The organism is Streptodolium elevatio, assembly GCF_040649515.1.
GTDB classification, from domain to species: Bacteria; Actinomycetota; Actinomycetes; order Streptomycetales; family Streptomycetaceae; genus Yinghuangia; species Yinghuangia elevatio.
On record NZ_JBEZFP010000007.1, the window covers coordinates 99,081 to 123,676 of the forward strand.

At 71.7% G+C, this 24,596-nt stretch carries 25 protein-coding genes; 9 read left to right on the plus strand and 16 right to left on the minus strand.

The features are described 5' to 3' along the window. Positions 1-529: 529 nt before the first annotated feature. From mtnC to AB0C36_RS04610, 4 genes are all read right to left on the minus strand, one after another. Positions 530-1,261, minus strand: a complete 732-nt coding sequence (gene mtnC / locus AB0C36_RS04595) for an acireductone synthase (protein WP_358349134.1) — start codon at positions 1,259-1,261, stop codon at positions 530-532. Beyond that, positions 1,258-1,848 (minus strand): 1,2-dihydroxy-3-keto-5-methylthiopentene dioxygenase, encoded by a 591-nt coding sequence (locus AB0C36_RS04600; protein WP_358349136.1) that lies wholly within the window; start codon positions 1,846-1,848, stop codon positions 1,258-1,260. Before AB0C36_RS04600 ends, mtnC begins: the two co-directional genes overlap by 4 nt. Positions 1,849-2,141: 293 nt before the next feature. After that, positions 2,142-3,323, minus strand: a complete 1,182-nt coding sequence (locus AB0C36_RS04605; protein WP_358349139.1) for a hypothetical protein — start codon at positions 3,321-3,323, stop codon at positions 2,142-2,144. Between the two features lie 90 nt (positions 3,324-3,413). After that, positions 3,414-3,986 carry a dihydrofolate reductase family protein gene (locus AB0C36_RS04610; protein WP_358349142.1) on the minus strand — a complete coding sequence of 191 codons (573 nt, stop codon included), beginning with the start codon at positions 3,984-3,986 and terminating at the stop codon, positions 3,414-3,416. A gap of 122 nt (positions 3,987-4,108) precedes the next feature. Between AB0C36_RS04610 and AB0C36_RS04615 the strand changes: the two genes are divergently transcribed. Beyond that, positions 4,109-4,684: a TetR/AcrR family transcriptional regulator gene (locus AB0C36_RS04615; protein WP_358349145.1), complete on the plus strand. Its 576-nt coding sequence runs from the start codon at positions 4,109-4,111 to the stop codon at positions 4,682-4,684. Positions 4,685-4,775: 91 nt separating this feature from the next. Here the strand turns inward: AB0C36_RS04615 and AB0C36_RS04620 are convergent, their stop codons facing one another. The 5 genes from AB0C36_RS04620 to AB0C36_RS04640 all read right to left on the minus strand — a co-directional run bounded on the left by AB0C36_RS04620 (position 4,776) and on the right by AB0C36_RS04640 (position 10,282). After that, on the minus strand, positions 4,776-5,771 hold the full coding sequence (locus AB0C36_RS04620) for a LysR family transcriptional regulator (protein WP_358349148.1): 996 nt from the start codon (positions 5,769-5,771) through the stop codon (positions 4,776-4,778). Between the two features lie 293 nt (positions 5,772-6,064). Continuing rightward, on the minus strand, positions 6,065-6,811 hold the full coding sequence (locus tag AB0C36_RS04625) for a hypothetical protein (RefSeq protein ID WP_358349150.1): 747 nt from the start codon (positions 6,809-6,811) through the stop codon (positions 6,065-6,067). Positions 6,812-7,065: 254 nt separating this feature from the next. Beyond that, entirely contained in the window at positions 7,066-7,680 is a 615-nt protein-coding gene (locus AB0C36_RS04630) for a TetR/AcrR family transcriptional regulator (RefSeq protein WP_358349153.1), read from the minus strand. Between the two features lie 190 nt (positions 7,681-7,870). Continuing rightward, positions 7,871-8,932: an agmatine deiminase family protein gene (locus tag AB0C36_RS04635; protein ID WP_358349156.1), complete on the minus strand. Its 1,062-nt coding sequence runs from the start codon at positions 8,930-8,932 to the stop codon at positions 7,871-7,873. Between the two features lie 693 nt (positions 8,933-9,625). Then, on the minus strand, positions 9,626-10,282 hold the full coding sequence (locus AB0C36_RS04640) for a TetR/AcrR family transcriptional regulator (RefSeq protein ID WP_358349158.1): 657 nt from the start codon (positions 10,280-10,282) through the stop codon (positions 9,626-9,628). 264 nt (positions 10,283-10,546) lie between these two features. Between AB0C36_RS04640 and AB0C36_RS04645 the strand changes: the two genes are divergently transcribed. The 3 genes from AB0C36_RS04645 (at position 10,547) to AB0C36_RS04655 (ending at position 14,574) form a co-directional block, all read left to right on the plus strand. Continuing rightward, on the plus strand, positions 10,547-12,202 hold the full coding sequence (locus AB0C36_RS04645; protein ID WP_358349161.1) for an APC family permease: 1,656 nt from the start codon (positions 10,547-10,549) through the stop codon (positions 12,200-12,202). Further along, a complete protein-coding gene (locus tag AB0C36_RS04650; RefSeq protein WP_358349164.1) occupies positions 12,199-13,860 on the plus strand; it encodes an amidohydrolase in 1,662 nt (553 codons plus the stop codon). The genes AB0C36_RS04645 and AB0C36_RS04650 overlap by 4 nt, the downstream gene beginning before the upstream one ends. Positions 13,861-14,301: 441 nt before the next feature. Continuing rightward, positions 14,302-14,574 (plus strand): hypothetical protein, encoded by a 273-nt coding sequence (locus tag AB0C36_RS04655; protein ID WP_358349166.1) that lies wholly within the window; start codon positions 14,302-14,304, stop codon positions 14,572-14,574. A gap of 34 nt (positions 14,575-14,608) precedes the next feature. Here AB0C36_RS04655 and AB0C36_RS04660 read toward each other — a convergent pair whose 3' ends face one another. Next, positions 14,609-15,778: a Cmx/CmrA family chloramphenicol efflux MFS transporter gene (locus AB0C36_RS04660; protein WP_358349169.1), complete on the minus strand. Its 1,170-nt coding sequence runs from the start codon at positions 15,776-15,778 to the stop codon at positions 14,609-14,611. A gap of 325 nt (positions 15,779-16,103) precedes the next feature. Beyond that, entirely contained in the window at positions 16,104-16,952 is an 849-nt protein-coding gene (locus AB0C36_RS04665) for an alpha/beta fold hydrolase (RefSeq protein ID WP_358349170.1), read from the minus strand. Between the two features lie 718 nt (positions 16,953-17,670). Here AB0C36_RS04665 and AB0C36_RS04670 point away from each other — a divergent pair. After that, the gene (locus AB0C36_RS04670) at positions 17,671-17,970 is read left to right on the plus strand and encodes a hypothetical protein (protein ID WP_358349173.1); all 300 of its coding nucleotides are present in this window, start codon (positions 17,671-17,673) and stop codon (positions 17,968-17,970) included. Beyond that, positions 17,967-18,434, plus strand: a complete 468-nt coding sequence (locus AB0C36_RS04675; protein WP_358349175.1) for a hypothetical protein — start codon at positions 17,967-17,969, stop codon at positions 18,432-18,434. Before AB0C36_RS04670 ends, AB0C36_RS04675 begins: the two co-directional genes overlap by 4 nt. Here the strand turns inward: AB0C36_RS04675 and AB0C36_RS04680 are convergent. Then, positions 18,426-19,025, minus strand: a complete 600-nt coding sequence (locus AB0C36_RS04680) for a TetR/AcrR family transcriptional regulator (protein ID WP_358349178.1) — start codon at positions 19,023-19,025, stop codon at positions 18,426-18,428. The two genes, AB0C36_RS04675 and AB0C36_RS04680, sit on opposite strands and share 9 nt — an antisense overlap. 76 nt (positions 19,026-19,101) lie before the next feature. Between AB0C36_RS04680 and AB0C36_RS04685 the strand changes: the two genes are divergently transcribed. Together AB0C36_RS04685 and AB0C36_RS04690 are read left to right on the plus strand one after the other, a co-directional pair. Then, on the plus strand, positions 19,102-19,866 hold the full coding sequence (locus AB0C36_RS04685; protein ID WP_358349179.1) for a hypothetical protein: 765 nt from the start codon (positions 19,102-19,104) through the stop codon (positions 19,864-19,866). 147 nt (positions 19,867-20,013) lie between these two features. Further along, a complete protein-coding gene (locus AB0C36_RS04690; protein WP_358349181.1) occupies positions 20,014-20,805 on the plus strand; it encodes a VOC family protein in 792 nt (263 codons plus the stop codon). Positions 20,806-20,972: 167 nt separating this feature from the next. On the opposite strand, the gene AB0C36_RS04695 is transcribed toward AB0C36_RS04690, so the two are convergent. Further along, entirely contained in the window at positions 20,973-21,497 is a 525-nt protein-coding gene (locus AB0C36_RS04695; protein WP_358349183.1) for a VOC family protein, read from the minus strand. A 218-nt stretch (positions 21,498-21,715) separates the two neighbouring features. After that, on the minus strand, positions 21,716-22,258 hold the full coding sequence (locus AB0C36_RS04700; protein WP_358349186.1) for an inorganic diphosphatase: 543 nt from the start codon (positions 22,256-22,258) through the stop codon (positions 21,716-21,718). Positions 22,259-22,525: 267 nt separating this feature from the next. Here AB0C36_RS04700 and AB0C36_RS04705 point away from each other — a divergent pair, with 267 nt between their 5' ends. Then, on the plus strand, positions 22,526-23,353 hold the full coding sequence (locus AB0C36_RS04705; protein WP_358349188.1) for an enoyl-CoA hydratase/isomerase family protein: 828 nt from the start codon (positions 22,526-22,528) through the stop codon (positions 23,351-23,353). Here the strand turns inward: AB0C36_RS04705 and AB0C36_RS04710 are convergent. Together AB0C36_RS04710 and AB0C36_RS04715 are read right to left on the minus strand one after the other, a co-directional pair. Continuing rightward, complete coding sequence (locus tag AB0C36_RS04710) at positions 23,350-23,586, minus strand: NADAR family protein (RefSeq protein ID WP_358349191.1); 237 nt, start codon at positions 23,584-23,586, stop codon at positions 23,350-23,352. The genes AB0C36_RS04705 and AB0C36_RS04710 overlap by 4 nt on opposite strands. Further along, a complete protein-coding gene (locus tag AB0C36_RS04715; RefSeq protein WP_358349194.1) occupies positions 23,583-24,500 on the minus strand; it encodes a DUF7638 domain-containing protein in 918 nt (305 codons plus the stop codon). Before AB0C36_RS04715 ends, AB0C36_RS04710 begins: the two co-directional genes overlap by 4 nt. Positions 24,501-24,596 lie beyond the last annotated feature (96 nt).

Sequence of the window (24,596 nt, forward strand, 5' to 3'; positions counted from 1 at the left end):
CGGTATCCCCTCCCCGGTTCACTACATATGTAGAGGCGCCGTGCGCGACTCTACTTATGCAGCAACCAACTCTTCACGCTTGTGGTGGAACCTTCCGGGTGCGGGTCCCTCGGCGGTTCTGCCCGCCTCCGATCGCCGCTCCTGCACATATGACTGAATCGACGTCGCGGATGTGACATCCGCGCGTGTGACGCGAGCCACGTGCCCCGCCCCACCGCCGCCCCGGTCGCTTCCACACGAGAAGTCTGCCGTGGAAAAGTCGTCGAATCGTCATCCCTCAAGGTCGATATCCGACCCCGGCTACTCCTCCGGGAGAGCCCCTACTCGTACTCAGGGAAGAGTACGAACGGCCCCTGGTAGTACTCCCGATACCACCGCCGCGCCGCAGGTGCCGGGCCCTACCCGGCAGTTGGGCGTCTCGGGGTCGATGGCGGGCACGAGCGCGGGCGCGTCGGACAGCACAACGCCCGCCGTCGCCGTGCGGCGCCGACGGGCGGTGCGGGTGCGTTGGGGTGCAGGTGCGGTCGGGTCAGCGTACGGCGGGCTGTTCGCCGCTCAGGTCGACGCGGGCGAACGAGTCCGTCTCCAGGTGACCGTCGACGCCCCGGTCGTAGTACGGCTCTCCGGGACGGCGTACGCCGACGGTCCGCCAGCCGGCCTCGCGGGCGGCGTCGAGTTCGTCGACGAGGTCGGAGAGGAACACGAAGCGCCCGGCCTCCGGTTCGCCGACCGCGGCGGCGATGGCCTGGTACGACGGGGCGACCTTCTTCGGCCCCGCGTTCTCCGTGTCGAAGTGTCCGGAGAACAACGGCAGCAGCGAGCCCTCGGCGGAGTGGCCGAACCACGCGAGTTGGGCGGACACCGAGCCGGAGGAGTAGACGTACAGCGTGTGCCCGGCCGCGTGCCAGGCGCGGAGGACGGGGATCACGTCGGGGTAGAAGTGCGAGGTCAGTTCGCCGGACTCGAAGCCCTCGGCCCAGATGACGCCCTGGAGGGTCTTGAGCGGGGTGGCCTTCTCGTCGCGGTCCAGCCACGTGTTGAGGGCCTCGACGATGCGCTCGGTCCCGGCGTCCGGTTCGCCGATCAGCTCGCGGACCGCGGCTGCGGCACGCGCGACGTCGGGGTCGTCGCCCCGGGTGTCCAGCACGCGCGCGAAGTGCTTGCGCGAGTAGGGGTACAGCTGCTCGGTGATGAACCCGGTGGCGCTGGTGGTGCCTTCGATGTCGACGACAACGTGGTGCGGAAGGTGCCGGTCGCTCACGCGGCGGACTCCGTGTACCCACCCCAGATGGCGTCGAAGTCGGGGAAGCGCGACGAGATCGGGTCGCCGGTGAAGTCGCCCACCCAGCCGTCCTCGTCGTGGAAGAAGCGGATTGCCGCGACGGAGGGCTCCGCGCCCATGTCGAACCAGTGCGTGATGCCCTTGGGGACGGACAGCAGGTCGCCCGCCTCGCACAGGACCGCGAACACCCGGCCGTCGACGTGCAGGTAGAAGATGCCGGCGCCCTCGACGAAGAAGCGGACCTCGTCGTCGGCGTGGGTGTGCTCGGACAGGAACTTCTGGCGGGCCGCGGCGGCCTTGGCCGGCCACTCGGGGTCGTCCGACGGCTGGAGCCGGATCACGTCGACGAGGATGTAGCCCTCGGCGGCGCTGATGCGGTCGACCTCGGTGCGGTACGCGTCGATCACCTGGTCCTGCGAGGCCCCGGGCGCCAGCTCCTGGTCCGCGGTCCACCGCTCGTAGCGCACCCCGATCGGGGCGAGCGCGTCGGCGATCGCGGCGGGTTCCGCGGTACGCAGCAGTGGAGCCGTGGCATCGGCCTCGGGCCACACGGTCAGCAGGGACATCGGGACAACTCCTTGCTCGCAACAGCTCGGCACACCTGTGGCGCCCGTCGTGGAGGGGCACCCGTCGTACAACTCGCCCAAAAGGCCGGGACCCCTCCGCAAATCTACCTCCGGCGATCGGGGACACCCAGCTCGCGGACGGATCCGTTCACATTTCGGACAGCGATGCGACAGGGCGGTGGAGTACGGGGCAAAGAGGTGGGCCGGGCGGGGGTCCGGCCCGCCCGGCCCGGTCCGATGCCGCCACCGAGGCCTTCGGTCCTCCGCGGCGCAAGCGTCAGGACCTCCGCCCCTCAGAGGCCGAGCCGGCGCAGCAGGTCCGCCGGCACCGGTGCCCCCTGCTCGCCGCCGTACGTCGCGGAGCGCAGCTCGAGGTACATGTGCGCGCACGGCCCTCCCACGACCAGGACTTCGTACCGGGCGCCGGCCGCGTCGGCGAATCCGAGCAGCGTGAAACCCTCTCTCGGGTAGTCGCAGGGAACCGAGTCGGGCCACGGTTGTATGTCCTGCTCGGGGACCGCGGCGTTGACCAGTGCCCGGATCTCCTCCCGCTGCGGCCCGAGATCGTCGGTGCCGCGCAGGGTCCAGTCGCCGTCGGGACCGGCGGAGTACCGGCACGCCACGAGATGCGCGGCGGCGTAAGGGACGACGTCGCGGTGGAGTCCCAGCGACTCGCGGCGCAACGGCACGCGCCCGGCCGGGCGGGACTCCTCGCACACGGGTGCGGCCGGCGCGGGCGTGGGCGGATCGGCCATGCGCTGCTCCTCCAGGAGCGCGGTCATGTGGGTGTCGAAGCCCCGCGCGCCCTGCCGGGTTGTGTCCGAGAAGCGGGCTTCGCCGCAGCCGCCGAGGTTCATCGGGACGGAGACGCGTATGCCGCCGGGGTAGAGCAGTTCGAGCGTGAGCCACGCGCGGGCGTCCAGCGGGCAGAACGTATGTGGAGGCAGGCTGTACCGGTCCGCCTCGGCGTAGCTGTTCACCTTCCGGACGACGCGGTCGACGTCGTGGTAGAGGGTGGTCGGCATGGGGCCGACCCGGGTCGCGACGGGCGGACCGCCCGTCCGGAACGGCTCCGGGGGTTCGCAGAGCCGGGCCGCTACCGCGCCGGTCGCGAGAGTGTGGGCGTTCCCCGCGGTTGCGCGCGGGTCGAGCGGCGCCGGGACGGGATCGCCCGTGAGCGTTATGGGGCAGTCGAGTTCGACGCGAGGCCCGATCGGGCCCACGGCGGGGTCGAAGACGGGATCAAGGGCCGGGCCCCGGCGGGGGTCCGGGCTCGGCATGGTGGGCCCGCTGGTGGATTCGCCGCTGGCTCGGCCGTCGTCGAATGCCGCGAACGCGAGCGCGGTTCCCAGCAGCGCGAGGACCGACGCCGCCGCGGCAGACGCCAGATACCGACGGCGGCGGAGGCCGAGACGAACTCGCGTTGCGGGCGCGGACGCGGCTTCCTGGTCGGACCCGTCCTGCTGCGCGTGCATCCGTACGCCCCCTTCGCCGTCGTCGTGCGGCCGTCGGCCTTTCGGCACGCGGCGGTTCGACGCGGCGAGGGGGCGTACGGTTCCCGGGCGTCACGTCCGGACGTAGCGCGTCACGGATCCTCCGTCGTCGAAGCGCAGGGTCTCCTTCGGGGTGAACCGACGCGGTTCGAAGTCGCCGTAAAAGAGCGGGATCCCGGAACGCGAGATGATCGGGTAGGTCTTGAGGACCAGTTCGTCGATCTCGTCGAAGAGCGCGCCCGCGAGGGTCGCGCCGCCGGCCAGCCAGATGCCCATGTCGCCGTCCTCCGCCTTGAGCGCGCGGACGGTCTCCAGCGGGTCGCCCGCGACCAGGGTGACGTCCGGGGACAGGCTCTCGGTGATGGTGCTGGTCACGACGTACTGCCGCAGGTGCGGGTACGGGCTGACGTGCCCGGCCTCGACCCCCGGCTCGTAGGTCGCGCGGCCCATGATCACGGTGTCGAAGACCCGGGGCGGGCCGTCGACGCCCATGGCCTCGTGGATGAAGGCCGGCAGGGTCTCCGGGTATTCGGCGACGATCCACTTGTGCACGTCCACGAAGGGCATCAAGTGCTCGAACCCGCCGTCCGGCGCGGCGATGAAGCCGTCGATCGACTGGCTGATGTAGTACGTGAGCTTTCGCATGTGTCTCCTCGGGAACTACGCTGCGGCCGATTGACCACGACGCTTATAGTACTTCATGTGTAGTGGTTGGCAAGGGGATGCGCGCCGGAAGATCAGGAACACCCGAGAGGGAGAAGCGACCGATGGCTCAGAACCCGGAACGACGCGCGGCACTGCTGGACGCCGCGATCGAGGTGCTGGCGCGCGAGGGCGCCCGCGGACTCACCTTTCGTGCGGTCGACGTACAGGCGGGCGTCCCGACCGGGACGGCGTCGAACTACTTCGGCAAGCGCGACGACCTGCTCAACCAGATCGCCCCGCGCATCTACGCGCGGCTCGGGCCGGATCCGGACGCCGTCTCGCGGACGCTGGAGGCGCCGCCCTCGAAGGCGATCGTCGTCCGGTTCATGCACGAACTGATGGCCCGGGTCGGCGCCGACCGCACCGGGTACATCGCCCTCCTCGAACTCCGCCTGGAGGCGACCCGCAGGCCCGAGATGCGCGCGGCGCTGAGCGCGATGCTGCGCCCCGAGTACGAGGAGGCCATCCGCTTCCACCTCGACAGCGGCCTGCCCGGCGACCGGACGACGGTCAGCGTCCTGTACTTCGCGATGCTCGGCCTGATCGTGGAGCACCTGACGACTCCGGACGCCATCGCGGCCGACTCGCTGGACGCGCTCGTCGACGGGATCGTGGACCGCGTGGTGCCGGAGGCGTGAGCGGCGCCGCCCGGTACGTGTGCGCGGACGCGGCGGTCAGGTGGCCGCGGCCGGGCCGCGGACAGGCGTCGCGGGGGGTGAGGGTCGCGGGTCAGGCGTCGCGGGTCGGGCGCAGGCCGTTCGCGCGGGCGTGCGCCAGGAATGCGGCCACACCGTCGCCCGGTACTCCGGGATCACCGGGGCAACCGGGGCCGCCCGGGTCACCCGGGTGTGCCGGGTCACCGGGCTGCCGCCGGCGGCGGATCAGCCCCACGGCGCCGCGCACCGGGGGGTCGAACGCGCGTACGTCCGTGCCCTCGTAGCCCAGGTGCTCCACGAGGTCGCGGTACAGGAACACCGAGCCGAGCCCCGCGAGTACGCACGCCACCCACGCCGACCGCTCCTCGGCCTCCATCGCCACGACCGGCTTGAACCCCATCCGCCGGAACCCGCGGTCGATGTCGTCGCGACGTCCTGACCCCGGTGGCGGGAGTACGAGCGGGAGCCCGTCCAGGTGCCGCTCGGACAGCGTGTCGGGCAGATCCAGGCCGGCGGGTGAGACCAACACGACCTCGCGTACCGCGAACTGATCGGCGATCAGATCGTCAGGGGCAGGCAGCGCGGCAACGCCGGCGTCGGCCTCCCCGCGGCGCAGCGCGTCGAACAGTGCCTCGCGCGAGGCCGAGCGGATCAGCCGGAGCCGCAGGTGCGGATGGCGCGTCGCGAACGTCGGGATCAGATGCGTGCCGAGGTCGTTGGCCAGCGTCGGCGTCGCGGCGATGCGCAGCGGTTGGGGCTCTGCCGCACCCGACACCTCCGGCGGATCCGCCTGCGCCAGCCCCTCCAACGCGCGGACGTCCGCCAGGATCGCGCGGGCCAGCCGGACCGCCCGCTCCCCGTCCGGCGACAGCACGGTCCCCCGGTTGGTACGCGCCAGCAGGCGCATACCGACGCTGCGTTCGAGCTCCAGCAGCGACTTGGACAGTGCGGGCTGGGCGAGGAACAGCGCCGCGGCGGCGGCCGAGATCGAGCCGTGCTCCGCGACCGCGACCAGGCGGCGAAGCTGATGCACGGTCAGGCGCGGTGTGGTGCCTCCGTCTTGGGCCATGCGCGTACTCCGTCGTGCGGTGGTCGTGCGGTCATGTCGGGCGTCAGGGCGTCGCTCCGGTGCTCGTCGGTCGCCATCGTCGCGCGCCGGGACGCCGGACGCCAGAGTGAGCCGATCATGGCCGACCCGCGGCCGGGTCGCGGTCGGGTCGGGGTCGGGTCGCGGTCGGCGCGCACAACTGGATCAGAGCCAGATCAGGGCCGGATCAGGGTCGGCGCACGGCTGAGTCAGGGCCGGATCAGGGTCGGCGCACGGCTGAGTCAGGGCCGGATCAGGAGTGGGGCGCTATTGGGTCAGGGGCACTTCTCGCCGAATTTCACCGCGCCGAGCCTGATTTTGTCCTCGGGCAACGCCGCGCCCGGGGCCGGGTCCTGGGTGCAGACCTGCCAGTGGTTCTCGACGATGATCGCCCGACCGCTCTTGAGGTCGTCGGCGTCGACCTTGACCTCGTCGCGCAGAGCCTCGCGTACGACGTTGACGCTGCGGCCGACGACGTTCGGCATGATGCCCTCGGGCGCGGAGGGCTTCGCGGTGGGCAGCGGGACGGAGGGGCAGTCCTCGTCCTTGCGGACCACGCCGAGCCGCACGGTGGTGTCCTTGTCGATCTTGCCGGGGCCCGGATTCTGGTCGCACACCTGCCAGTTGCTCAGCAGGATCTGCATGCGCCCGCGGCCGAGCGCGTCGTGGGACTTGATGAAGTGGTAGCCCGAGTACCAGACCGCGTCCCGCGCCTTCTGGAGGTCGAGTCCGACGACCTGGGGCACGCCGCCCGACGACGTCGCGGGCGGCGCCGGAGTCGGGGTCGGCGCGGGCGCGGCGGCCGGAGGCGTGGTCCTGGCCCCGGTCTTCGCGGACGGCGCCGGGGCCTGGCCCGGGTCCTGCGGCCCCGCGGCCCCGGGCGGCCCGGTGCCGGGTGCGGCGGACGAGGAGCCGTCCGCCGGGACGGAGGCCCCCGCCGGCGCGGCGCCGTTGCCGTTGGAGCAGCTCCCGCGGTCGATCAGCGCGGCGAGGATCAGGAGCACGACGGCGAGCGCGATCACGCCGGTACGCCGTTTCGGGTCGCGCCACCACTCCGGTGCGGTGCGCGACCGGCCCTTCCCGGACCCGGCGCTGATCAGCCGACTGATGGTGCATCACCCCGAACGACGTTCTGTCCCTGTCTCAGAGCATGCTCGGTACGGCGCGCGCTATGCGCCCCGTGCACCACATGCGCCGATTAGTGTGGCGCAAGGCGGGACACAGAGGCGTAATTGATATGTTTCCTCCGGTATTTCCCTGATATCGACCGTAATTGTCAGGTCTGCAGGCCGAGTTCGGAACGGGCGTACGCCAACGCGTGCGCGACCCGCTCCTCGCGCTCGACGCCAGGAGCACCGATCACGATTTGCAGCGCGAAGCCGTCGAGCATGCCGTGCAGGCACACCGTGAAGGCGGCGCGCGCGGCGGCGTCCATCGGCTCCCATTCCCCCGTGGCCGCGCCTGCCATGAGCAACTCCGACAGTTCGGCCGCCCAGACGCGCTCGATGTCGTGTCCGGCGTGCAGGACTTCGGGATCGCCGAGCGAGCGCCCGTACACCGCCACCCAGATCGTCCAGCGCGGGTCGGCACGGCCCACGGGGAGGTAGATGCCGATGTAGTCGGCCAGGCGTTCGGCGGCGGGCACCCGGCGGGCGAGGAGTTCGCGGCGGCGCTCGCCGAGGCGCTCCTCGCTCCAGCGCAGGGTCTCGACGAGGAGGCGGTCCTTGGACCCGAAGTAGTAGAGGATGTGGCCGCCGCTGATGCCGAGGCGCTTGCCGAGCGCGGCCATGGTCATCGCGTCGAGGCCACCCTCGGCGATCGCCGCGAGTGCCGCCTCGAGGACGACCTCGCGCGGCTGTTCGAGGCGCTTGCGGCGGCCGGTCGCCGGCATGGTCGCTCCCCTCCGGTTGCGTCTCGTTCGCTCTCGTCCGGCTCATCCGGGTCGTCCGGCTCGTCTGGCTCATCCGGCTCGTCCGGTCCCGCCACGGCACGCACGGATCGGGCCCGGCCGTCGCGTACGAGACCAGTCTCGTCCGGCGCGGCCCCACTTCCTCCACGGGGCCGCGCCGCCGTACGCGGGGTCAGACGCGCGGCTGCTGTTGCGTGATGCAGTGGATGCCGCCGCCGTTGGCGAAGATCTCGCGGGCGTCCACCAGTTCGATCGTGCGGCCGGGGAAGAGCTTCGCGAACGTCCCGGCGTTCTCCTCGTCGCGGGGGTCGTCGAAGCCGCACAGCACCACGGCGCCGTTGGCGACGTAGTGGTTGATGTAGCTGTAGTCGACCCAGCCGTGGTCCCCCTCGGTGAGGACGGTCGGCGCCGGGATCTCGACGACCTCCAGGCGGCGGCCGCGCGCGTCGGTCGCAGTGCGCAGCAGCGCGGCATTGTCCTTGCCGACCTCGTGGTCGGGGTGCGCGGGGTCGGGCTGCGTGTGGCACAGAACGACGCCGGGGCGGGCGAACGACGCCACGATGTCGATGTGGCCGCGCGTCCCGTAGCGCTCGTAGTCGCGGGTGAGGCCGCGCGGCAGCCAGATGACCTTCTCGATGCCGAGGTACGCGCGCAGTTCCTCTTCGACCTGCTCCTTGGTCCAGCCGGGGTTGCGGCCCTTGTCGAGCTGCACGGTCTCGGTGATCATGACGGTGCCCTCGCCGTCGACGTGGATGCCGCCGCCCTCGTTGACCATGCGGGAGGCGTACCGCTTGGCCCCGGACAGTTCGATCACGTGCTCGGCGATGTCCTGGTCGCGGTCCCAGGAGGCCCACTCCTGGGCACCCCAGCCGTTGAACACCCAGTCGGCGGCCGCCAGTCCGCCCTGGCCGTCGGTCAGGAAGGTGGGGCCGATGTCGCGCATCCAGGCGTCGTCGAGCGGGCGTTCGACGACGGTGAGCGGGCGCTCGACGTAGCGGGCGACGGTCTGCGACTCACCCATGTTGGCCACCATGGTGACCGGCTCGTACCGGGCGATGGTGTCGGCGACCCGGCCCCACGCGACGCGCGCGGCGTGCAGGTCGCCGTCGCCGTCCTCCCCGGCCTCGCCGTCGCCGAAGGTCTCGTTGGACGTGGGCCAAGCCATCCAGGTCTGCTCGTGTTCGACCCATTCGGCGGGCATCGAGAAGCCGTCGGCGGCCGGGGTGATGGTCATGTCGGTTGTTCCTTACGGGTGGTGACGACGGGGGTGTCCATGCCCTGGGCGTCGGACGAGGTGATGACGTTGGCGGCGCCGACCGTGCGCATCACGTTCGGCATGTGACCGCCCGCGCAACCCTCGACGTTTTGCGCGTGGATCGTTCGCCGCGGGCACGGCGCGCCCGGGCCAACTCGGCGGCGGTGAAGATCAGCAGCCGGTCGCGCTCGGTGGGGGTGGGTCGCACGGAGCCTCCGGTTTGTACGGCGTTCAATACGGGATTGAACAGCGTTCTAAACCGGCTGTCAAAGGGTTCCGCCCGAGTGTCCGGCCAACACCCCCGAACAGCGGGAGCGCGGGAGCGCGGGAGCGCGGGAGCGCGGGAGCGCGGGAGCTGAAGCGCAGCGGCGGGAGGTGGCGGGGGCGGGGTTCGGTGGCGGGGGCGAGCTGCGGCACGGCCGTGCAGGCACGGCCGTGGCGGCTCGACGGCGACACAGTGGCGGCACGGCAGCGGCGCCGTCCCGGCCCGGTAGTGGCCCGGCGGTGGGCAACGCGGAAGCGCACCCCAGGTCCCCGAGTCCGCTTGACCCTGCGACTGGCGCAAGGCGCGGGACCGAAGCTCGTACTCGGTCTCGTACTCGCGAGGTTCCGCAATGCCGCGAGAGTGCGTCCCGGGCAGCACGGACGTGTGCCCCAGTTCCCCGCGGCCGCTTAGCGAAGCCGGTCCAGGCGGACGCCCAGCCCGTCCAGGAGCAGGGCCAGGCCGCGTTCGAAGCCGCGTTCGTCCAAACCGGCCAGGCCGGCCGGTGCGGGCCCCGCCGCGGGGACCGCGTCCGCCGCCTCCAGGGTCTCGGCGAGAGCGGGATACTCCGGCCGGTAGTCCCGCGGCGCCCGGATGAACCCGGCCGTGTAGGTCTCCAGGACGGACCCGAGCACGAGGTAGTCGATCGCGGCCGCCGTCTCGGCGGCCTCGGCGGGCGGGAGCCCGTGCCGCAGCAGGGCGGCCGAGATGGCGTCGTACCCGCCCAGGGCCTCCGCGGTCTGCACGGGCCGCCGGGCGACGATCGGCAGGATGCCGTGGTGCCGCAGGAAGACGCGGCGGTAGCTGCGGGCGTACGCCGTGATGCCGGCCCGCCAGTCCGCCGTCGCCAGCGCCGAGCTGTCGAGCTCCTTGCTGATGAGTGCGGTCATCGCGTCGAGCAGGTCGTCCTTGGAACTGACGTGGTTGTAGAGCGACGGGCCGCGCACGCCCATCCGGGCCGCGATGGCCCGCATCGTCAGCGCATCGGGCCCCTCCTCGGCCGAGATGTCGAGCGCGGTCGCCGCGATGGCGTCCCGGCTCAGCAGCGGGTTCGTCGGCCGGCCCATCCCATGCACCCCGATTCGCTCCCCGACCGCACCCGTGCGCGGATCCAGCCGGTCCTTGCGCCGAAATTCGCGGGCCGGCACCCGGCGGCGGGCATCCGGCCGGTCACCCGGCGTTGCGAGCGTATCCCGGAATTGGGGTCTTCCCGGAGACCGGGTCGCTCGCCTACAGTCTCCAAAACTAACAACGTAAGTTTTTCGACCGGACGACGACGCGACCACTGTCGTTCACGGCCCGGCCGGTCGACCTCCCCCTGATGAGGGCCCATGACGCAGCAGCCTCCCCGCCGCCCGGCACCCCTGCCCGGCCCGGCGTCCGGTCCGGCGGACCGCGCGCCCGGCGCCCCCGGCGCGTACGACGCCGACGCCGCGCACCTCGAGAGCCTCGGCTACAAGCAGGAGCTCAAGCGCAGCCTGAGCGTGTTCGGCAACATCGCGATGGGCTTCGCGACGGTGTCCCCGGTGGTGGGCCTCTACGCCGTGGTGCAGCTCGGCGTCGTGGTCGCCGGCCCCGCGTGGGTGTGGGCGCTGCCGGTCGTGTTCCTGCTCCAGGCGCTCGTGGTCTGCGTGTACGCCGAACTGGCCGCCGACTTCCCCATCTCGGGCGGCGCCTACCAGTGGACGCGGCGCCTGATCGGCCCCAAGTACGCCTGGATCGTCGGCTGGATCACCGTGTGCGCGCTGATCTTCGCCCACACGACCATCGCCTACCTCGCGTCGCCGTGGTTCTTCGCCCTCTTCGGCTGGACCCCGACACCGGGCAGAGTCGTCGCGGTGGCCGCGCTGTTCCTGGTGCTGTGCGCGCTGATCAACGCGTACGGCATCGACGTGCTCAAGCGCGTCGTCGATCTGGGGATCGCGGCCGAGGCGGTGGCCTCGGTGCTTGTCGGCTTCGGCCTGCTGCTGCTCTTCCGCGAGCACGGCTTCTCGATCCTGACCGACACGTTCGGCGCCGAGGCGCTGTCGGACGGCTCGAAGCCGATGGCCTTCCTGGCCGCACTCGCCGTCGCGGGCTGGGCGTTCGTCGGCTTCGACGCCTGCGTGGCGATGGCCGAGGAGACCGTCGGCGCGGCGAAGCAGGTGCCCCGCGCGTTGTGGTGGGCGTTCATCAGCGTCGGGCTGATCGTGATCCTCAACGCGGTCGCCGTCGACCTCGCGCACCCGGATCCGGCCAGGATCATGCTGGGCGAGGACCTCGACCCGGTGACGACGGCCGTCGTGGCGGCGTTCGGCGACTGGTCGTCCAAGCCGTTCATCGTCGTGGTCATCGTCGCCTTCGTCGCGTGCGCTCTCGCGTCGCAGGGCGGCGGCGCGCGGGCGATGTTCTCGATGGCCCGCGACGGTGTGCTCCCGGCGTCGAAGACGCTGCGCCGCATCAACAAGCGGCAGGTGCCGCTCGGCGCGCTCGCCGTCGACCTGGTGATCAGCTGCTGTGCGCTGCTGCTCGGTCTGGAGGCGTCGGCGATCGGCAGCATCGTCACCTTCGGCAGCTCGGCCCTCTACCTGACGTTCCTGGCCATCGCGTTCGCCGCGCTGGTGGCCCGGGTACGCGGGACCTGGGTGCCGTCCGGCATCCGCCTCGGCCGCGTCGGCCTCGTGATCAACATCGGCGCGGTGCTGTGGCTGGCCTTCGAATTCGTGAACATCACCTGGCCGCGCAAGCTCCTCGCGCCGCCGGACGCCCCGGCGTACCAGGTCTGGGCGGCGGTGATCGGCATCGCCCTGGTGCTCGGGACGGGGCTGGTCTACCTGGTGGCCGCCCGCCCCCAGCGCGCGCTGGAAGCGGCGGCCCTGACCCAGGAGGCAGTCGCGCCGCACGCCCCCGCCCACGACGCACTCGACAACCCCGCCACACCGAACGACGACGCACGCGACGCCGCCGCATCGAACTCCCCCGCTCCTACGACCGGAAGCACCGCATGACCCGCACTTCGGCCACCTCCCCGGCCTCGACCTCACCCGCTCCCTCCCGAGCCGCCGACCTCGTCATCGTCGGCGCCCGCGTCCTCACCCAAGACCCCGCCAACCCCGTCGCGACAGCATTGGCGGTCCGCGACGGGCGCGTCGTGGCGGTGGGCTCCGACGCCGACGTACGGCCGCACGTCGGCTCCCGCACCGAAGTCGTAGACGCATCCGGCCACGTGGTCACCCCCGGCCTGACCGACTGCCACCAACACCCGGTCCTGGGCTCGGAGATGGCGCGCGGCGCGGACCTGGTCGGTGCGATCACCCTCGACGAACTGCGGACCCGTCTCGCCGACCACGCCGCGCTCGTCGGCCCCGACGGCTGGGTCGTCGGATACGGCGGCGAGTACGGGGCGTTCGCGGTCCGCACGCTGCACCGCGATCTGATCGACGAAGCGGTGGGCGGGCGACCGGCGTTCATCTGGATGTCGGACGCCCACTCGGCGCTCATGAGCACCGAAGGCCTGCGCCGCGCCGGGATCACCGGCCCACGGGAGTTCGCCGACCGAGCCGAGGTCGTCTGCGACGAGCGCGGTCCCACCGGCGAACTGCACGAGCAGGCCGCCACCTCGCTCGGCTACGCCGCCGTACCGCCCATGGACGGCGCCGAGTTGGCCGCACGCGTCACCGCGCTCTTCGCGGCGCAGGCCAAGCTCGGCGTCACCGGGGTACACGTCCTCGACGACGGCCCCGGAACCGCCGCCACGCTCACCGCCCTTGCCGCATCCGGCGAGTTGGCGATGCGCGTACGGTGGGCTCCCTGGTGCCCGCCCGGCGAGGTCGACAACCTCGCGCAGCGCATCAGCGACCTCCGCAAGGCGATCGCCCCGGAGGGCCTGCTCCGCCTCGCCGCGGTCAAGTTCTTCGCGGACGGCGCCATCGACGGCGGCGGCGCGTGGCTCCAAGAACCCGACTGCTGCGGCGAGTCGCACCGCTCGCAGTGGAAGGACATCGCCCGCTACGCGGACGCGGTCGCCATCGCCGCCGCCAACGGACTCCCCGCGTGGACCCACGCCATCGGGGACCAGGCCGTCGCGCACGCGCTCGACACGTACGCCCACACCCCGGCACCACGCGGCACCCGCCACCGCATCGAACACGCCGAAGTCCTCCAGGACCCGGAGGTCACCCGCTTCGCCGCCCTGGACGTCGTCGCGTCGATGCAACCCACGCACATGGACTGGTCGTTGCCCGACCAGTCCGACAACTGGTCGAAGCGGGTCGGCCCCGAACGCGCGGCGCTCGCCTGGCGGTACGGCGACATCCTGCGCGCCGGCGGCCGCGTCGCGCTCGGATCCGACTGGCCGGTGGCCGCGTTCGATCCGCGCCGTACCTTGGCAGGCGCCCAACTGCGCCGCCCGGCAGGCGAGTCCGACCGCGCCCCGTACGGTTCCTCGCCCGGCATCACCGCCGCCCAGGCCCTCGCCGGCTACACCACCGAAGCCGCGTACGCCGCGGGCGAGGAGGCCCAGGCCGGACGCATTGCCGTCGGCCACCATGCCGATCTCACGGTCTTCGCCGACGACCCGACCCGGGTGGCGCCCGACGACGTGGCCCAACTCCCCGTCACCGCAACGATCGTCGCGGGTTCCTTCACCCACCGGACGGACATCTGACCCAGTCTCACGACCGGCGGCGGCGTACCCGACCCGGGCGCCGCCGCGGTCGTTTCTTCACGCCGATCACCAGCCAGGCAAAGAATCGTCGCCCAACTCACATGCCGGGCAGCGCCCCGGAGCACGCGTGCTTCGGCATCGTCGAACCGGCCACCGCCGCCGGAATTCCGAGATTCGTCATTCCGCCGGTCGAATGTCCGCCCGGCAGGGTGACGCTGCCGAGCGATTCGACCGCACCGCCCCCCGATTCCTCCCCGGTAGCCGAGGAAAGCGGGGCGCGGGTGTCGTAGCCGAGGTCGACGGCTTGGATTCCGCCCCCAGCTGCTTTTCCAGGGCGCGATCTCCGGTCCGTGCGCGTGAGCGGGCCGGAGATCGCGCCCTGGCGTCGGTGGGGGACGAGGGCGAGGTGCGGGCGGTCGCGGGGTGGGTCATGGTGGAGAGATGCACCAGTACGCTGATTGCGCCTGCCGTACGCAGGGTGTCGACACCCGCCTTCTCGGCGCGGGTGCAGCCATGACCGCGGGTGGGGTGCTGCTGGCGTCCACCGGCACCGCGATGGTCGCCGCCGCGATGGCCTCCGCCGCGCGGCGGTGGGTCGGCCGGCATCACCGCCCGCCCGGGTCCCGGGCGGCCGCGACGGCCCGCCGTGCCGTGGCGGCCGCGCGAGCCGGCAGGGAGGCGTGGCACGGGAGCGGCATCGAGTTCCCCTCGTGAGAGCCCCTCCCCTGCGCGGCGCACCCGCCGGGCCTCAGGCTCGGGAGGCGTCGGGGTCGATCGCGCCGCGCGTACGCGACGCCGCCAGGGCAATCGGGACCGCCGCGGCCGCCGCTCCGGCGCTGATCCACGCGGCCGTCCGGTAGTCGCCGGTGGCCTCGGTGGCCAGGCCCGCGACCAACGGGCCCAGGAACGCCCCGACGTTGAGGCCGACCGTGGCGAAGGCGCCCCCCAGCGAAGGTGCTTCGGGTGCGACGTGCATGACGCGGTGCACGAGCGCCGAACCGACGCCGAATGACAGGCAGCCCTGCATGACCGCCAGGGCGAACAAGGGCACGGGGTACGCGCCCGTCACCGCCAGCGCCGCCCATCCCGCAGGCAGTACACACATCGCGATCAGCAAGCCGCGCCCCAACCTGCCGTCGGCCATCCGCCCCGCGGCCGTGACGCCGACGAAAGCACCGACGCCGAACGCCGCCAACAGGCCCGGCACCACGCCCTCGGAGAGCCGGGTGACGTCGGTGGCGATGACGGCCAGGTAGGCGAACGCCGCAAACGTGGCCGCGTTGACAACGGCGGCCAGCAGCAGGGCTGTTCGTACCGCGCTCGAAGCCAACGCACGCAACTCCCGCTGGACCGAGACATCTTCATGGCCGTCCGCGTCGGCAGGCGCGGATCGGAGGACGAGCAGCAGAGCGGGCAGGCACAACCCGGCGACCGCCCAGAACACCGCACGCCACCCGGCGTGGTCGCCGAGCAGCGCGCCCGCCGGTACACCCACCGCGCACGAGAGCGTGACGCCGGACAGCAGGACGGCCATGGCCCGGCCCTGCTTGGCAGGCGGGACGAGGCTGGTGGCGGCCGACATCGCGACCGCGAGGAACCCGGCGTTCACGATCGCCGCGACGACCCGGGTCCCGAAGAGCACGGCGAATTCGTTCGTGACCGCGCCGACGGCGTGCACGGCGACGAACGTGCCGAGGAACCACGCGAGAGCCCGGCGCCGCGGCCACCGCGCACTCAACGCCGCCATCACGGGCGCCCCGAGGATCATGCCGAGGGCATATGCGGAGGTGAGGCTCGCGGCCGCCCCCACCGATACGGACAGATCACCGGCGATGCCGTTGACAAGGCCGGACAACATGAATTCCGAGGTCCCCTGGGCGAATACCGCGAGACCGAGGACATGGACAAGGACAGGCACGACCGACTCCAGCGCAGGATGCGATGCGGGCAGGACCGTCCGCGTGCCGGACATCGGCGTACGTCACCTGTCGCGCGCTGCCGTGGACACGGTCAGTCGCGGCAAGGTGAGAGCCGGAGAAATGCGAGAAAGCCGGGCACCGGACAGGAACCGGTCGCCACAGACGCGATGCACCCCAACCTCAGGGCTGGTCGGTACACCCAGTCACAAGACTGGTCGGTGGTACGCCGAGCGCCACCACCACGCCGCCGGACGACCGGCGGCTACGCTCTGTCGGACTCTGGGCTGTTCACGCGACGCACAGTACCCACGCGCCGCGGGCCGATCAACTCGATTGCGTCTCCAGGTGTTCGAGCTGCTCGGCCAGGACGTCGGCGTTCACGAGGCCGAAGTGGTCGAGGCCGGTGAGTTCGAACTCCGTGCTGCGGGCACCGTGCTCGGCGGCGGTCGCCCGCATGGCGTCGAGGTGTTCGACGTACGGCGCGGACAGCACCACGCGCACCTGTCCGGCGACCCCCGACACCGCCGCCAATCGGCGGCCGAACTGCTCATATCCAGCCGGGTCCCAATAGTCGATCATATCCCGCGACATTTGGCGCAGTTGGGCGAAGTCCTTCTTCGCGATTTTGGCCACGTACTGGCATATCGCGGACAACGAGCCCGGATCGGCGGCGGAGGAAACCAGGCGCGTGAATGCCGGAACCGGATCCTCGGGATCCGCATCGGCGAAGAGACGCGAGATGGTCATCGTCGATTGATTGACGTTGGGATCGAGCAGCACCGCGGAATGGATCTCGGGCAGTTCGGCGGGGTTGTCCCACCAGTGCTCGGCGAGGCGCAGGATCATGTCGGCGCCCAACGAGAACCCGACGAGGGCCAGCCGTTTCCCGGGGTTCTCGACGGCGATCCTGCGCACCAGGGAGGACGCCAATTCGACGTGCGTCGCCAACTCCACGGGCGGGATCGACTGGACGCCGTCCGGCTCGAACCCCGGCAACGTGAGGGCGACTCCGTGCCCGTCGCCGCGGTCCAGGTAGCCGCGGTAGTCCCGGGCGTCGAGACCCAGGCCGTGCAGGAAGATCGCGAGGGTCTTCGACTCCGTGCGCTGTTCCTCGTAGGTCAGCCGCGGCGCGAGGCGGTCCTTGGTCGACACGCTTCCGGTGGTGATCCCCATACTGTGCGACTCCCCCAAGCAGGACGGGCGGGCCCGGACGGGCGCCCCGGTACGGTGAATCCAGGAGCCTACGGAAACACCGGGCCAATGATCTGGTCACGTAGCGGTGAATGCCCTCTCCGCCACGCAACGGGACTAGGGGTGCGAGCTGTTCGTACGCGGCGCGGCGTCTTCGCGGTCGCGGGCTCCGACGAGTGGCACGACCGCACACGTCCGGTTCCGCTATGCGGGTGAGAACAACTGGTTCCGGGCCGTGGACGACGTGCGCATGAGCTGCGGGTCTTTCGGCCCCGGAGGAGTTCGCGGCCGGAATCGAGGGAAGAACATTGGTGCGCCCCCGATGTGTGGGGGCGCACCACTCTCCGTTTACCGAGCCCCTGGCCCCCGACCCCCGAGCTTTCAGCCGCCCTCCGCGACGCGGATCCCGAGCGGGTCGTGGCCCTGGTGGCGGCCACCGTGCAGCACTACCTGACCGACTCCCTTGCCCCGGCCCCGCAAGGCGGATGACGTCGGCGCCACTTCGCCGGAACGGGAACGGGGCCGAGAGCCCCGGGAACCACCCGGTCCAGTGCTGCGTCCCAACGCCATGATGTGGTGGCGACGGCACACCGTTTCCGGACGTCCGGCCAGGCGCAGCAAGGCTGTTCTGGCTCTGGCCCTTCTCGCGCCCGCGTCCCTGGCAACCTCCGGTTGCCTCCTGCCGCCAGGCGACCCGCCGATGGACGACGCCCCGAAAGGCCGGCGGATCGACTCCGCCGTGGCGGTCGAACGCGGGTTCCTGAACCGGCAATACGGCGCCTTCCATCTCGCCCGAACCGAGCGCGAGGCCGAGGTGATCGGATCCCACCTTCATGCCTCGGCGCCGAAGGTCGAGTTCGCTGCGACGGCCTTGGTGGTGATCGCCGTCGGCACCGGATGCGCCGAACTGCAGGAGGCGCAGCTCTACAGAACGGCGCGAAGTTGCGGGTGCGCGTCAACCGCGGCGAGGACCACGAGGATTGCTACGCCCCCTACTTGAACGTCCTCTACTTCTCCGTCCCGCTCGCCCGTCTGCCGCATGACGCCCGGTACCAGGACGCTCCGCCCGGGGACTTGGGCATCGGAATCCTGGTGTCCGACGACGAGATCGAGGTCGCACCGGCCGCCACCCCGACGCGCATGGTCGAGGTGACCGACCGGCGCCAGGTCGAGGACTGGATCGAGCAGAACGGCGGCGGTCCCCCGGCCGAGCAGGACGCCCGGGTCGAGCCGTTCCCGGCGGACGGCGAACGGCGGTTCGCGTTCCTGGTGCCGGCCTGCGCGACTCCGGATTCGACCCGCGTCGAAATAGGGCCGGACGGCCTCCCGGTCCTCGTCGCGGACACCTCGCGCCCGTACCACGCCGAGCCGTGCGCCCCACGTGAGCACTACCTCGTCGTCTACGACGTGCCGGCCGCCGCGTTGCCGCCGCCGGCGGCTATCGCGCCGGTGGCGTCAGGGTGAGACGGCCAAGGTCTTGAGGGCGGAAGCCGCGGCGCGCGCGAAGTCGAGCAGGAGCGCGTCGTCGACCGGGACGTGGAAGGCGTACAGCGCCGCGAAGTGCGGGCCCGCGAGCATCAGGTGGGCGATGTCCGGCCTTACCGGGCCCGGCAGTTCGCCTCGGCGCACGGCCCGTGCGCAGATCTCCGTGAAGTCGGCGCGCTCGATGTCGAGGAACCGCCCGCGGAACTGTTCGGCGAGAGCGGGGTTGCGGCCCAGTTCGGCGACCAGGGCCGGGATCACCTCGCGCGCCACGGGGTTGGCCGCGCGCGCCTGGACGATGCGGGCCAGGGCGTACAGGTCACCGACGAGGGACCCGGTGTCGGGCGGCGCCGTGACGTCGATGTCGTGGACGGCCGCCGCAAAGGCGAGTTCGGCCTTGGATCCGAACCGGCGGTATATCGCGGCCTTCCCGACGCCCGCGCGGGCGGCGATCGCGTCCACCGTGAGGCCCGCGTACCCGGTCTCGGCGAGGGCGTCGCGCACGGCCTGGCGCACGGTGCGGTCGACGCGCGGATCGCGCGGGCGGCCGCGTGGCGTGGCGCTCTCGGTCATGGCGTCAGAATACGAGACCATGGTTTCGTAATTCACGATGCGGTGGATCTCGATTCCCCTTGCGGAGGTGGCGGCGATGCACGATTTGCGCGAATGGCTCCCTGCTCACGAGTGGAGCAGCCGACACCACCGCGTGGTGGCGGCGCCCGTCGCGGTGTCGGCGCGGTGCATCCTCGACCTGGAGGACTCCGACATGCCGGTCACTCGGGCGCTCATGGGCGCCCGCCAGTTGCCGGCACGCTTCGCTGCGCGCGGCGCGGGATCGGGGGCAGGCCCGGGATCGGCGGACGGATACGCATCGCTCGAACCGGATCTGCCGTCGTCCGAACGCATGCGCCGCCTCGGCTTCGTGGTCCTGCGGGAGAGCGACGAGCCCGGCGTCGGTGTCTCCGCCGGATTCGTGGGCCGGCCGTGGCAGTTGACACTCAAGTCGGCCGTCGTGCGCGGTCTGGACCCGGCGTCGTTCCTGGCCTTCGACGAGTCCGGCTACATCAAGGCGGTGACGTCGATGTGGGCCGAGCCGCGGCACGACGGGACCAGCCGGCTGATGACGGGGACTTACATCCATGCCACGGACCGCGAGGCGGCACGGCGGTTCGGGCGCTACTGGCTCGCGATCAAGGCCTTCAGCGGGTTGACGCGGATGGACATGCTGCGTGGCATCGCGCGCCGCGCCGAGCGCGAGGCCGTGGCCGCGACCACGTCGGCCGGTCCGGCCGGTGCGGCGAGCTCCTCCCGTACGGCCGACCCGGCGGCCGGCACCGGTCCGGCCGATCCGATCGCGACGGACGGCCCGACGCCCGTAACCGCGGACCCGGCACGCCCCGGCAACACGCCGTAGCGCCGCGCGTCGGGCGCATCGCGCGAGGTCAGAGGCACACCTTGCGCGATGCGGCGTACCAAAATGCCCGAGGTTCGTACAAATGTCGGAGGCCGCTGCGAGACTGTGCGCGTTCGAGGCATCACGCCACGAGAGGAGCGGTCCTCCATGATCACACCCCCCGACTTCCCGACCGGTACGCCGAACTGGCTGGACCTCGGCAGCCCGGACATCGACGCCGCGGTCGCGTTCTACGGCGGCGTGTTCGGCTGGTCGTTCCAGGGCCTGGGCCAGGAGGCCATGGGCTACGGGTTCTTCCAGATCGACGGCAAGACCGTTGCGGCCGTCGGCCCGCTTACCGAAGAGGGCGCCACCAGCGCCTGGACGACGTACTTCAGTACGCCGAGCGCCGACGACGCCGCGAAGACCGCGGTGGAGGCGGGCGGGACGGTGCGCGTCGAGCCGTTCGACGTGTTCGACGCGGGCCGGATGGCCTGTCTGACCGACCCGACGGGCGCGGAGTTCGCGGTGTGGCAGGGGAACACCACCAAGGGCGTCGACATCGCCTGCCAACCGAACACGTTCCTGTGGACCGAACTGCACACCGGCGACGTGCCCGCCGCGACGGCGTTCTACCGCACGCTGTTCGGCTGGCGCAGCGAGGTCATGGAGATGCCGGGCATGTCCTACACCGTGGTCTCGACCGCCGAGGGCGAGGACCAGGGGCAGGCGGCGTTCGGCGGCATCTGCCCGCCGATGGACGAGGGCGCGCCGACGCACTGGGTGCCGTACTTCGACGTCGAGGACCCCGACGACATCTCGCGTCGCGTCGAGGCGGGCGGCGGCACCGTGCTGGTGCCCGCGGAGAACATCCCCGAGGTGGGCCGCATCGCGTGGTACGCCGACCCGGCCGGCGCCACGTTCGCCGTCCTCAAGCCGGACCCGCAGCAGGGCGGCTGAGTCCCGGCGGCGGCGCGTACCAGGGCTCCCGCACACGACGAAACCCCTTCTGCACGGGAGTCGTCGTCGCTACGGGAGCCCTTCCGCGTCCGATCGGCCGAGTTCGGCCCAGCTCAGGCAGCTCAAGCAGCCCAGACAACTCAGACAGCTCAGGCAGCCCAGGCAGCTCAGGCGGGGACGGACGGGATCGAGATGCCGATGCCGCCCTTGGTCCCGCCGCCGTAGCGCGTCTTCTCCTTGGCGATGTCCAGCGACTGGGTCGGCTTCGAGCGCGCCTCGGCGAGGACGTCCGCGGTGATCAGGTCCGCCGGCAGGAGCCAGCTCACCTCGAACTCCATGCCGTCCGGGTCCTTGGCGTACAGCGCCTTCGTGGTGCCGTGGTCGCCTGCCCCGACGAGCGCGCCGGCCTTTGCCAACTCCCCGCCCACGCGCTCCAGTTCGTCAAGCGTGTCGACCTCCCACGCGAGGTGGTAGAGGCCGACGGAGGTACGCCCGGCGCCGGAGTCCGCGGCGGCCGAGCCGATCTGGAACAGGCCGAGGTCGTGGTCGTTGGTGCTGCCGGACGCCTGGAGGAACGCGGCGCCGGGGAAGGCCATGACCGTGCGGAAGCCCAGGACGTCGGCATAGAAGGCGACGCTGCGCTCGACGTCGCGGACGTACAGGACGGCGTGGTTGAGGCGGGTGACCGGCATGGCGTGCTCCAAGGGATCGGGCTGCTCCCTCGACGATAGCTCGATTTAGTTCACCATTCAACTAACCATCGGAATGCCGGGCCCGCGCTCGCCCCCCACCACCGCTGGCCCCGCGCCGACGACCCGCCGGACATGCGTCGCAATTGCGCGGCCGATGCGTGGCCGATGCGTGGCCGATGCGTGGCCAATGCGTCGGTCGAACACGCTCGCCCCGCGGGTCAGCCGCGGCGCGGCCCCGGGCGCGGATGATCGGCGCGCCCCTCGAACGGCAGTACCCGCTCTGCGTGTTCGGCCCGCTCCCGCGCCGCGGTGATCTCCTTCTCGGCCTCGCCGCGCCCCTCCCAGTGCGACCCGTCCACGGACTTGCCGGGCTCCAGATCCTTGTAGACCTCGAAGAAGTGGGCGATCTCGTTGAGCTGATGCGCGGGCACGTCGGCGATCTCGCGCATCGCGGTCCGCCGCGGGTCATGGGCCGGTACGCACAGGAGCTTCTCGTCGGGGCCCTTCTCGTCGCGCATCACGAACATGCCGAGGGCGCGACAGCGGACCCGGCAGCCCGGGAACGTCGGCTCGTCGAGCAGCACCAGGGCGTCCAGCGGGTCTCCGTCGCCCCCGAGGGTCTCGGCGACGAAGCCGTAGTCCGCGGGGTAGGCGGTCGAGGTGAACAGCATGCGGTCGAGCCTGATGCGGCCGGTGTGCCGGTCCATCTCGTACTTGTTCCGGCTTCCTGCCGGAATCTCCACGACGACGTCGAACTCCACGACGGCTCCTCCCTGTTTTTCGCCCGCTTCGGCCCGTTCGATGGCAATGACACGGCAATGACAGAGGTGCATATCGGCGCAGTCGTGGACCTTCCCCGGTGAAGGTGCCGTTACGCCCGCGTGAACCGGCCGGATCGGCATGCCCGGCGCGCTTCCGCCATCCCTTGACTTGGTCAATAAAGAACGGTTTCCTGTCCATCGCCGGGTCCGGTGCGCACCGGACCGGCCGCGACCGCGCGACGAGCCGCAGAACGAGGGGAAACCGCCATGATCCGCATCGAGGACACCGACCGCGTACGGATCCTGACCCTCGACCGCCCCGACGCCCTCAACGCCTTCAACGAGGCCCTCTACGACGCCACGTGCGAGGCCCTGATCGACGCCGCGGCCGACCCGTCGGTCGCCGTCGTGGTGCTCACCGGAACCGGCCGCGCGTTCTCCGCGGGCACCGACCTCGTCGAGATGGCACAGCGCAACGCGGGCGGCTTCGTCAACGGCAAGCACGGCTTTCCGGGCATGGTCGACCAGCTCGCGGCCTTCCCGAAGCCGTTGTTCCTGGCCGTCAACGGGCTCGGCCTCGGGATCGGGGCCACCGTCATCGGCTTCGCCGACATGGTCTTCATGTCGACGGACGCCCGCATCAAGTGCCCGTTCACCTCCCTCGGCGTCGCCCCCGAGGCGGCCAGCAGCCACACCTTCCCGGCACTCATCGGGCGGCAGCGCGCCGCGTGGGTGCTGCTCAGCTCCGAGTGGATCAGCGCGCAGGAGTGCGTCGAGCTCGGACTCGCGTTCAAGGCCGTCGCCCCGGACGACCTGATGGCGGAGACCCTGCGGCACGCCAAGGTGCTGGCGTCGAAGTCGGTCGCGTCACTGGTCGAGTCGAAGCGCGTGCTGCTGGCGGCGCTGGGCGATCAGCTCGACCGGGCCCGCGAGCGCGAGAACGAGGCGTTCAAGCTGCTGCTGGGCGGCCCGGCCAACCGCGAGGCCCTGACCGCCTTCGCCGAACGCCGCGACCCGGACTTCGCCGCCGTCGACGCACGCACCGCGGGCGGCGGCACAGGCGACAAGGCAGGCGACGGCGGGCAGTCCGCCTAGCAGGGCTCGCCGGGTGCGTCGTCCCCGGCCGCGACGGTCGAGCGGGCGAGGACGAGTTCGGCGCGTACGAGTTCGAGCAGACGGCCCATCCAGTGCCGCTTCGTCTCCCCCGGCCCGGCGCCGTCCCAGAACGGGTCGAGGCTCTGGTACACGATGCGCGCATCACCTGTGGACACGAGGATGTCCGCGAGATCCGGGTGCTGGCGGAACTTCGCGCGCAGCAGCTCGGTCATGACGGCGGGCGCACCGCCGGCCACTCGGGGCGCTCCGGGTATCCAGCCGCGACGTAGGGGACGCGTATGCCCATCGGTTCGGCGGCCACGGCTTCCCGGCCCGCGTCGTCGAGGATCGACAGGGCGTGGAAGGCGTGGTGCAGGGAGGGGTACGTGGCGCCCGCGACGGATGTCTCGAGGGGGAATTCGTTGCGGAGCGCGCCCGGGTCCCGCGGCGGCGGTCCGTCTGGGTGGGCGAAGTTCACGTCGTACAGCTCGACCGTAGATGCGGTCGCGAGCTGCGCGGTCTTGGCCGCGGAAGCGGCCTCGTCGCGGTCGTCCCATTCGGCGGCGTACTCGGCGAGCTCCTGCCGCGCCTGCTCTGCCTCGTCGGCGAAGATCTGTTGGCCACCCCAGAGCGTGGCACCCTCGTCGTGCCACATGACCCGGTACGCCGCCTGCGTCGACGCGGAGTCGACCAGCCACCCCCACCGGTCGGGGACGGCGTCAGCCGCAGTGCGCATGGCAGCCAATGCCTCCGGCGAGGACTCGCGCCCGTAGGCGCGGACGGCGGCGTAGAAGCGGTCGACGGTGTCGGGCCTGCCGTTGAGCCGGTCGACCGCGTCGGCCATCTCCGTGATCAGCGCCGTGGGGTCGTCGTACGACATGGTGGCCTCGGCAACGGTCCAGTCCCCGAAGTCGTAGGCGTGGACCTGCATGCCGTCCTCGACGTGCGCGACGATCTCCCCGTCGTGGACGGCCTCGACGAACCGTTCGAAGGACCAGGTTGCCCAGGGGCCGCCGCCGACGGACACGATGCCGTCGGCGTACGCGGCGAGGTTCACCAGCTCCAGGCGGCCGTTGAAGCGGTGGAGCGCGGGACGGGACAAGCCCTCGACACGAGAGCCGTCGACCATGCGGTGGGTGGGATGCACGCGCGGAGCCTAGGTCGTGTCTTCAAATTCTCGCCGGGCCCGCGAACCGTGGCACGCACGCTCGCCGCGTTGCGGACCTTGCCCGGCCAAACCCAG

Coding starts and splice junctions, on each gene's coding strand:
- AB0C36_RS04600 (WP_358349136.1), bottom strand. CDS start 1,848: ATGTCCCTGCTGACCGTGTGGCCCGAGGCCGATGCCACGGCTCCACTG.
- AB0C36_RS04635 (WP_358349156.1), bottom strand. CDS start 8,932: ATGACCATCACCCCGGCCGCCGACGGCTTCTCGATGCCCGCCGAATGG.
- AB0C36_RS04690 (WP_358349181.1), top strand. CDS start 20,014: ATGATCACACCCCCCGACTTCCCGACCGGTACGCCGAACTGGCTGGAC.
- AB0C36_RS04710 (WP_358349191.1), bottom strand. CDS start 23,586: ATGACCGAGCTGCTGCGCGCGAAGTTCCGCCAGCACCCGGATCTCGCG.
- AB0C36_RS04620 (WP_358349148.1), bottom strand. CDS start 5,771: ATGGCCCAAGACGGAGGCACCACACCGCGCCTGACCGTGCATCAGCTT.
- AB0C36_RS04655 (WP_358349166.1), top strand. CDS start 14,302: ATGCACCAGTACGCTGATTGCGCCTGCCGTACGCAGGGTGTCGACACC.
- AB0C36_RS04610 (WP_358349142.1), bottom strand. CDS start 3,986: ATGCGAAAGCTCACGTACTACATCAGCCAGTCGATCGACGGCTTCATC.
- AB0C36_RS04640 (WP_358349158.1), bottom strand. CDS start 10,282: ATGGGCCGGCCGACGAACCCGCTGCTGAGCCGGGACGCCATCGCGGCG.
- AB0C36_RS04630 (WP_358349153.1), bottom strand. CDS start 7,680: ATGCCGGCGACCGGCCGCCGCAAGCGCCTCGAACAGCCGCGCGAGGTC.
- AB0C36_RS04705 (WP_358349188.1), top strand. CDS start 22,526: ATGATCCGCATCGAGGACACCGACCGCGTACGGATCCTGACCCTCGAC.
- AB0C36_RS04615 (WP_358349145.1), top strand. CDS start 4,109: ATGGCTCAGAACCCGGAACGACGCGCGGCACTGCTGGACGCCGCGATC.
- AB0C36_RS04665 (WP_358349170.1), bottom strand. CDS start 16,952: ATGGGGATCACCACCGGAAGCGTGTCGACCAAGGACCGCCTCGCGCCG.
- AB0C36_RS04645 (WP_358349161.1), top strand. CDS start 10,547: ATGACGCAGCAGCCTCCCCGCCGCCCGGCACCCCTGCCCGGCCCGGCG.
- AB0C36_RS04695 (WP_358349183.1), bottom strand. CDS start 21,497: ATGCCGGTCACCCGCCTCAACCACGCCGTCCTGTACGTCCGCGACGTC.
- AB0C36_RS04685 (WP_358349179.1), top strand. CDS start 19,102: ATGCACGATTTGCGCGAATGGCTCCCTGCTCACGAGTGGAGCAGCCGA.
- AB0C36_RS04605 (WP_358349139.1), bottom strand. CDS start 3,323: ATGCACGCGCAGCAGGACGGGTCCGACCAGGAAGCCGCGTCCGCGCCC.
- AB0C36_RS04670 (WP_358349173.1), top strand. CDS start 17,671: ATGGACGACGCCCCGAAAGGCCGGCGGATCGACTCCGCCGTGGCGGTC.
- AB0C36_RS04680 (WP_358349178.1), bottom strand. CDS start 19,025: ATGACCGAGAGCGCCACGCCACGCGGCCGCCCGCGCGATCCGCGCGTC.
- AB0C36_RS04650 (WP_358349164.1), top strand. CDS start 12,199: ATGACCCGCACTTCGGCCACCTCCCCGGCCTCGACCTCACCCGCTCCC.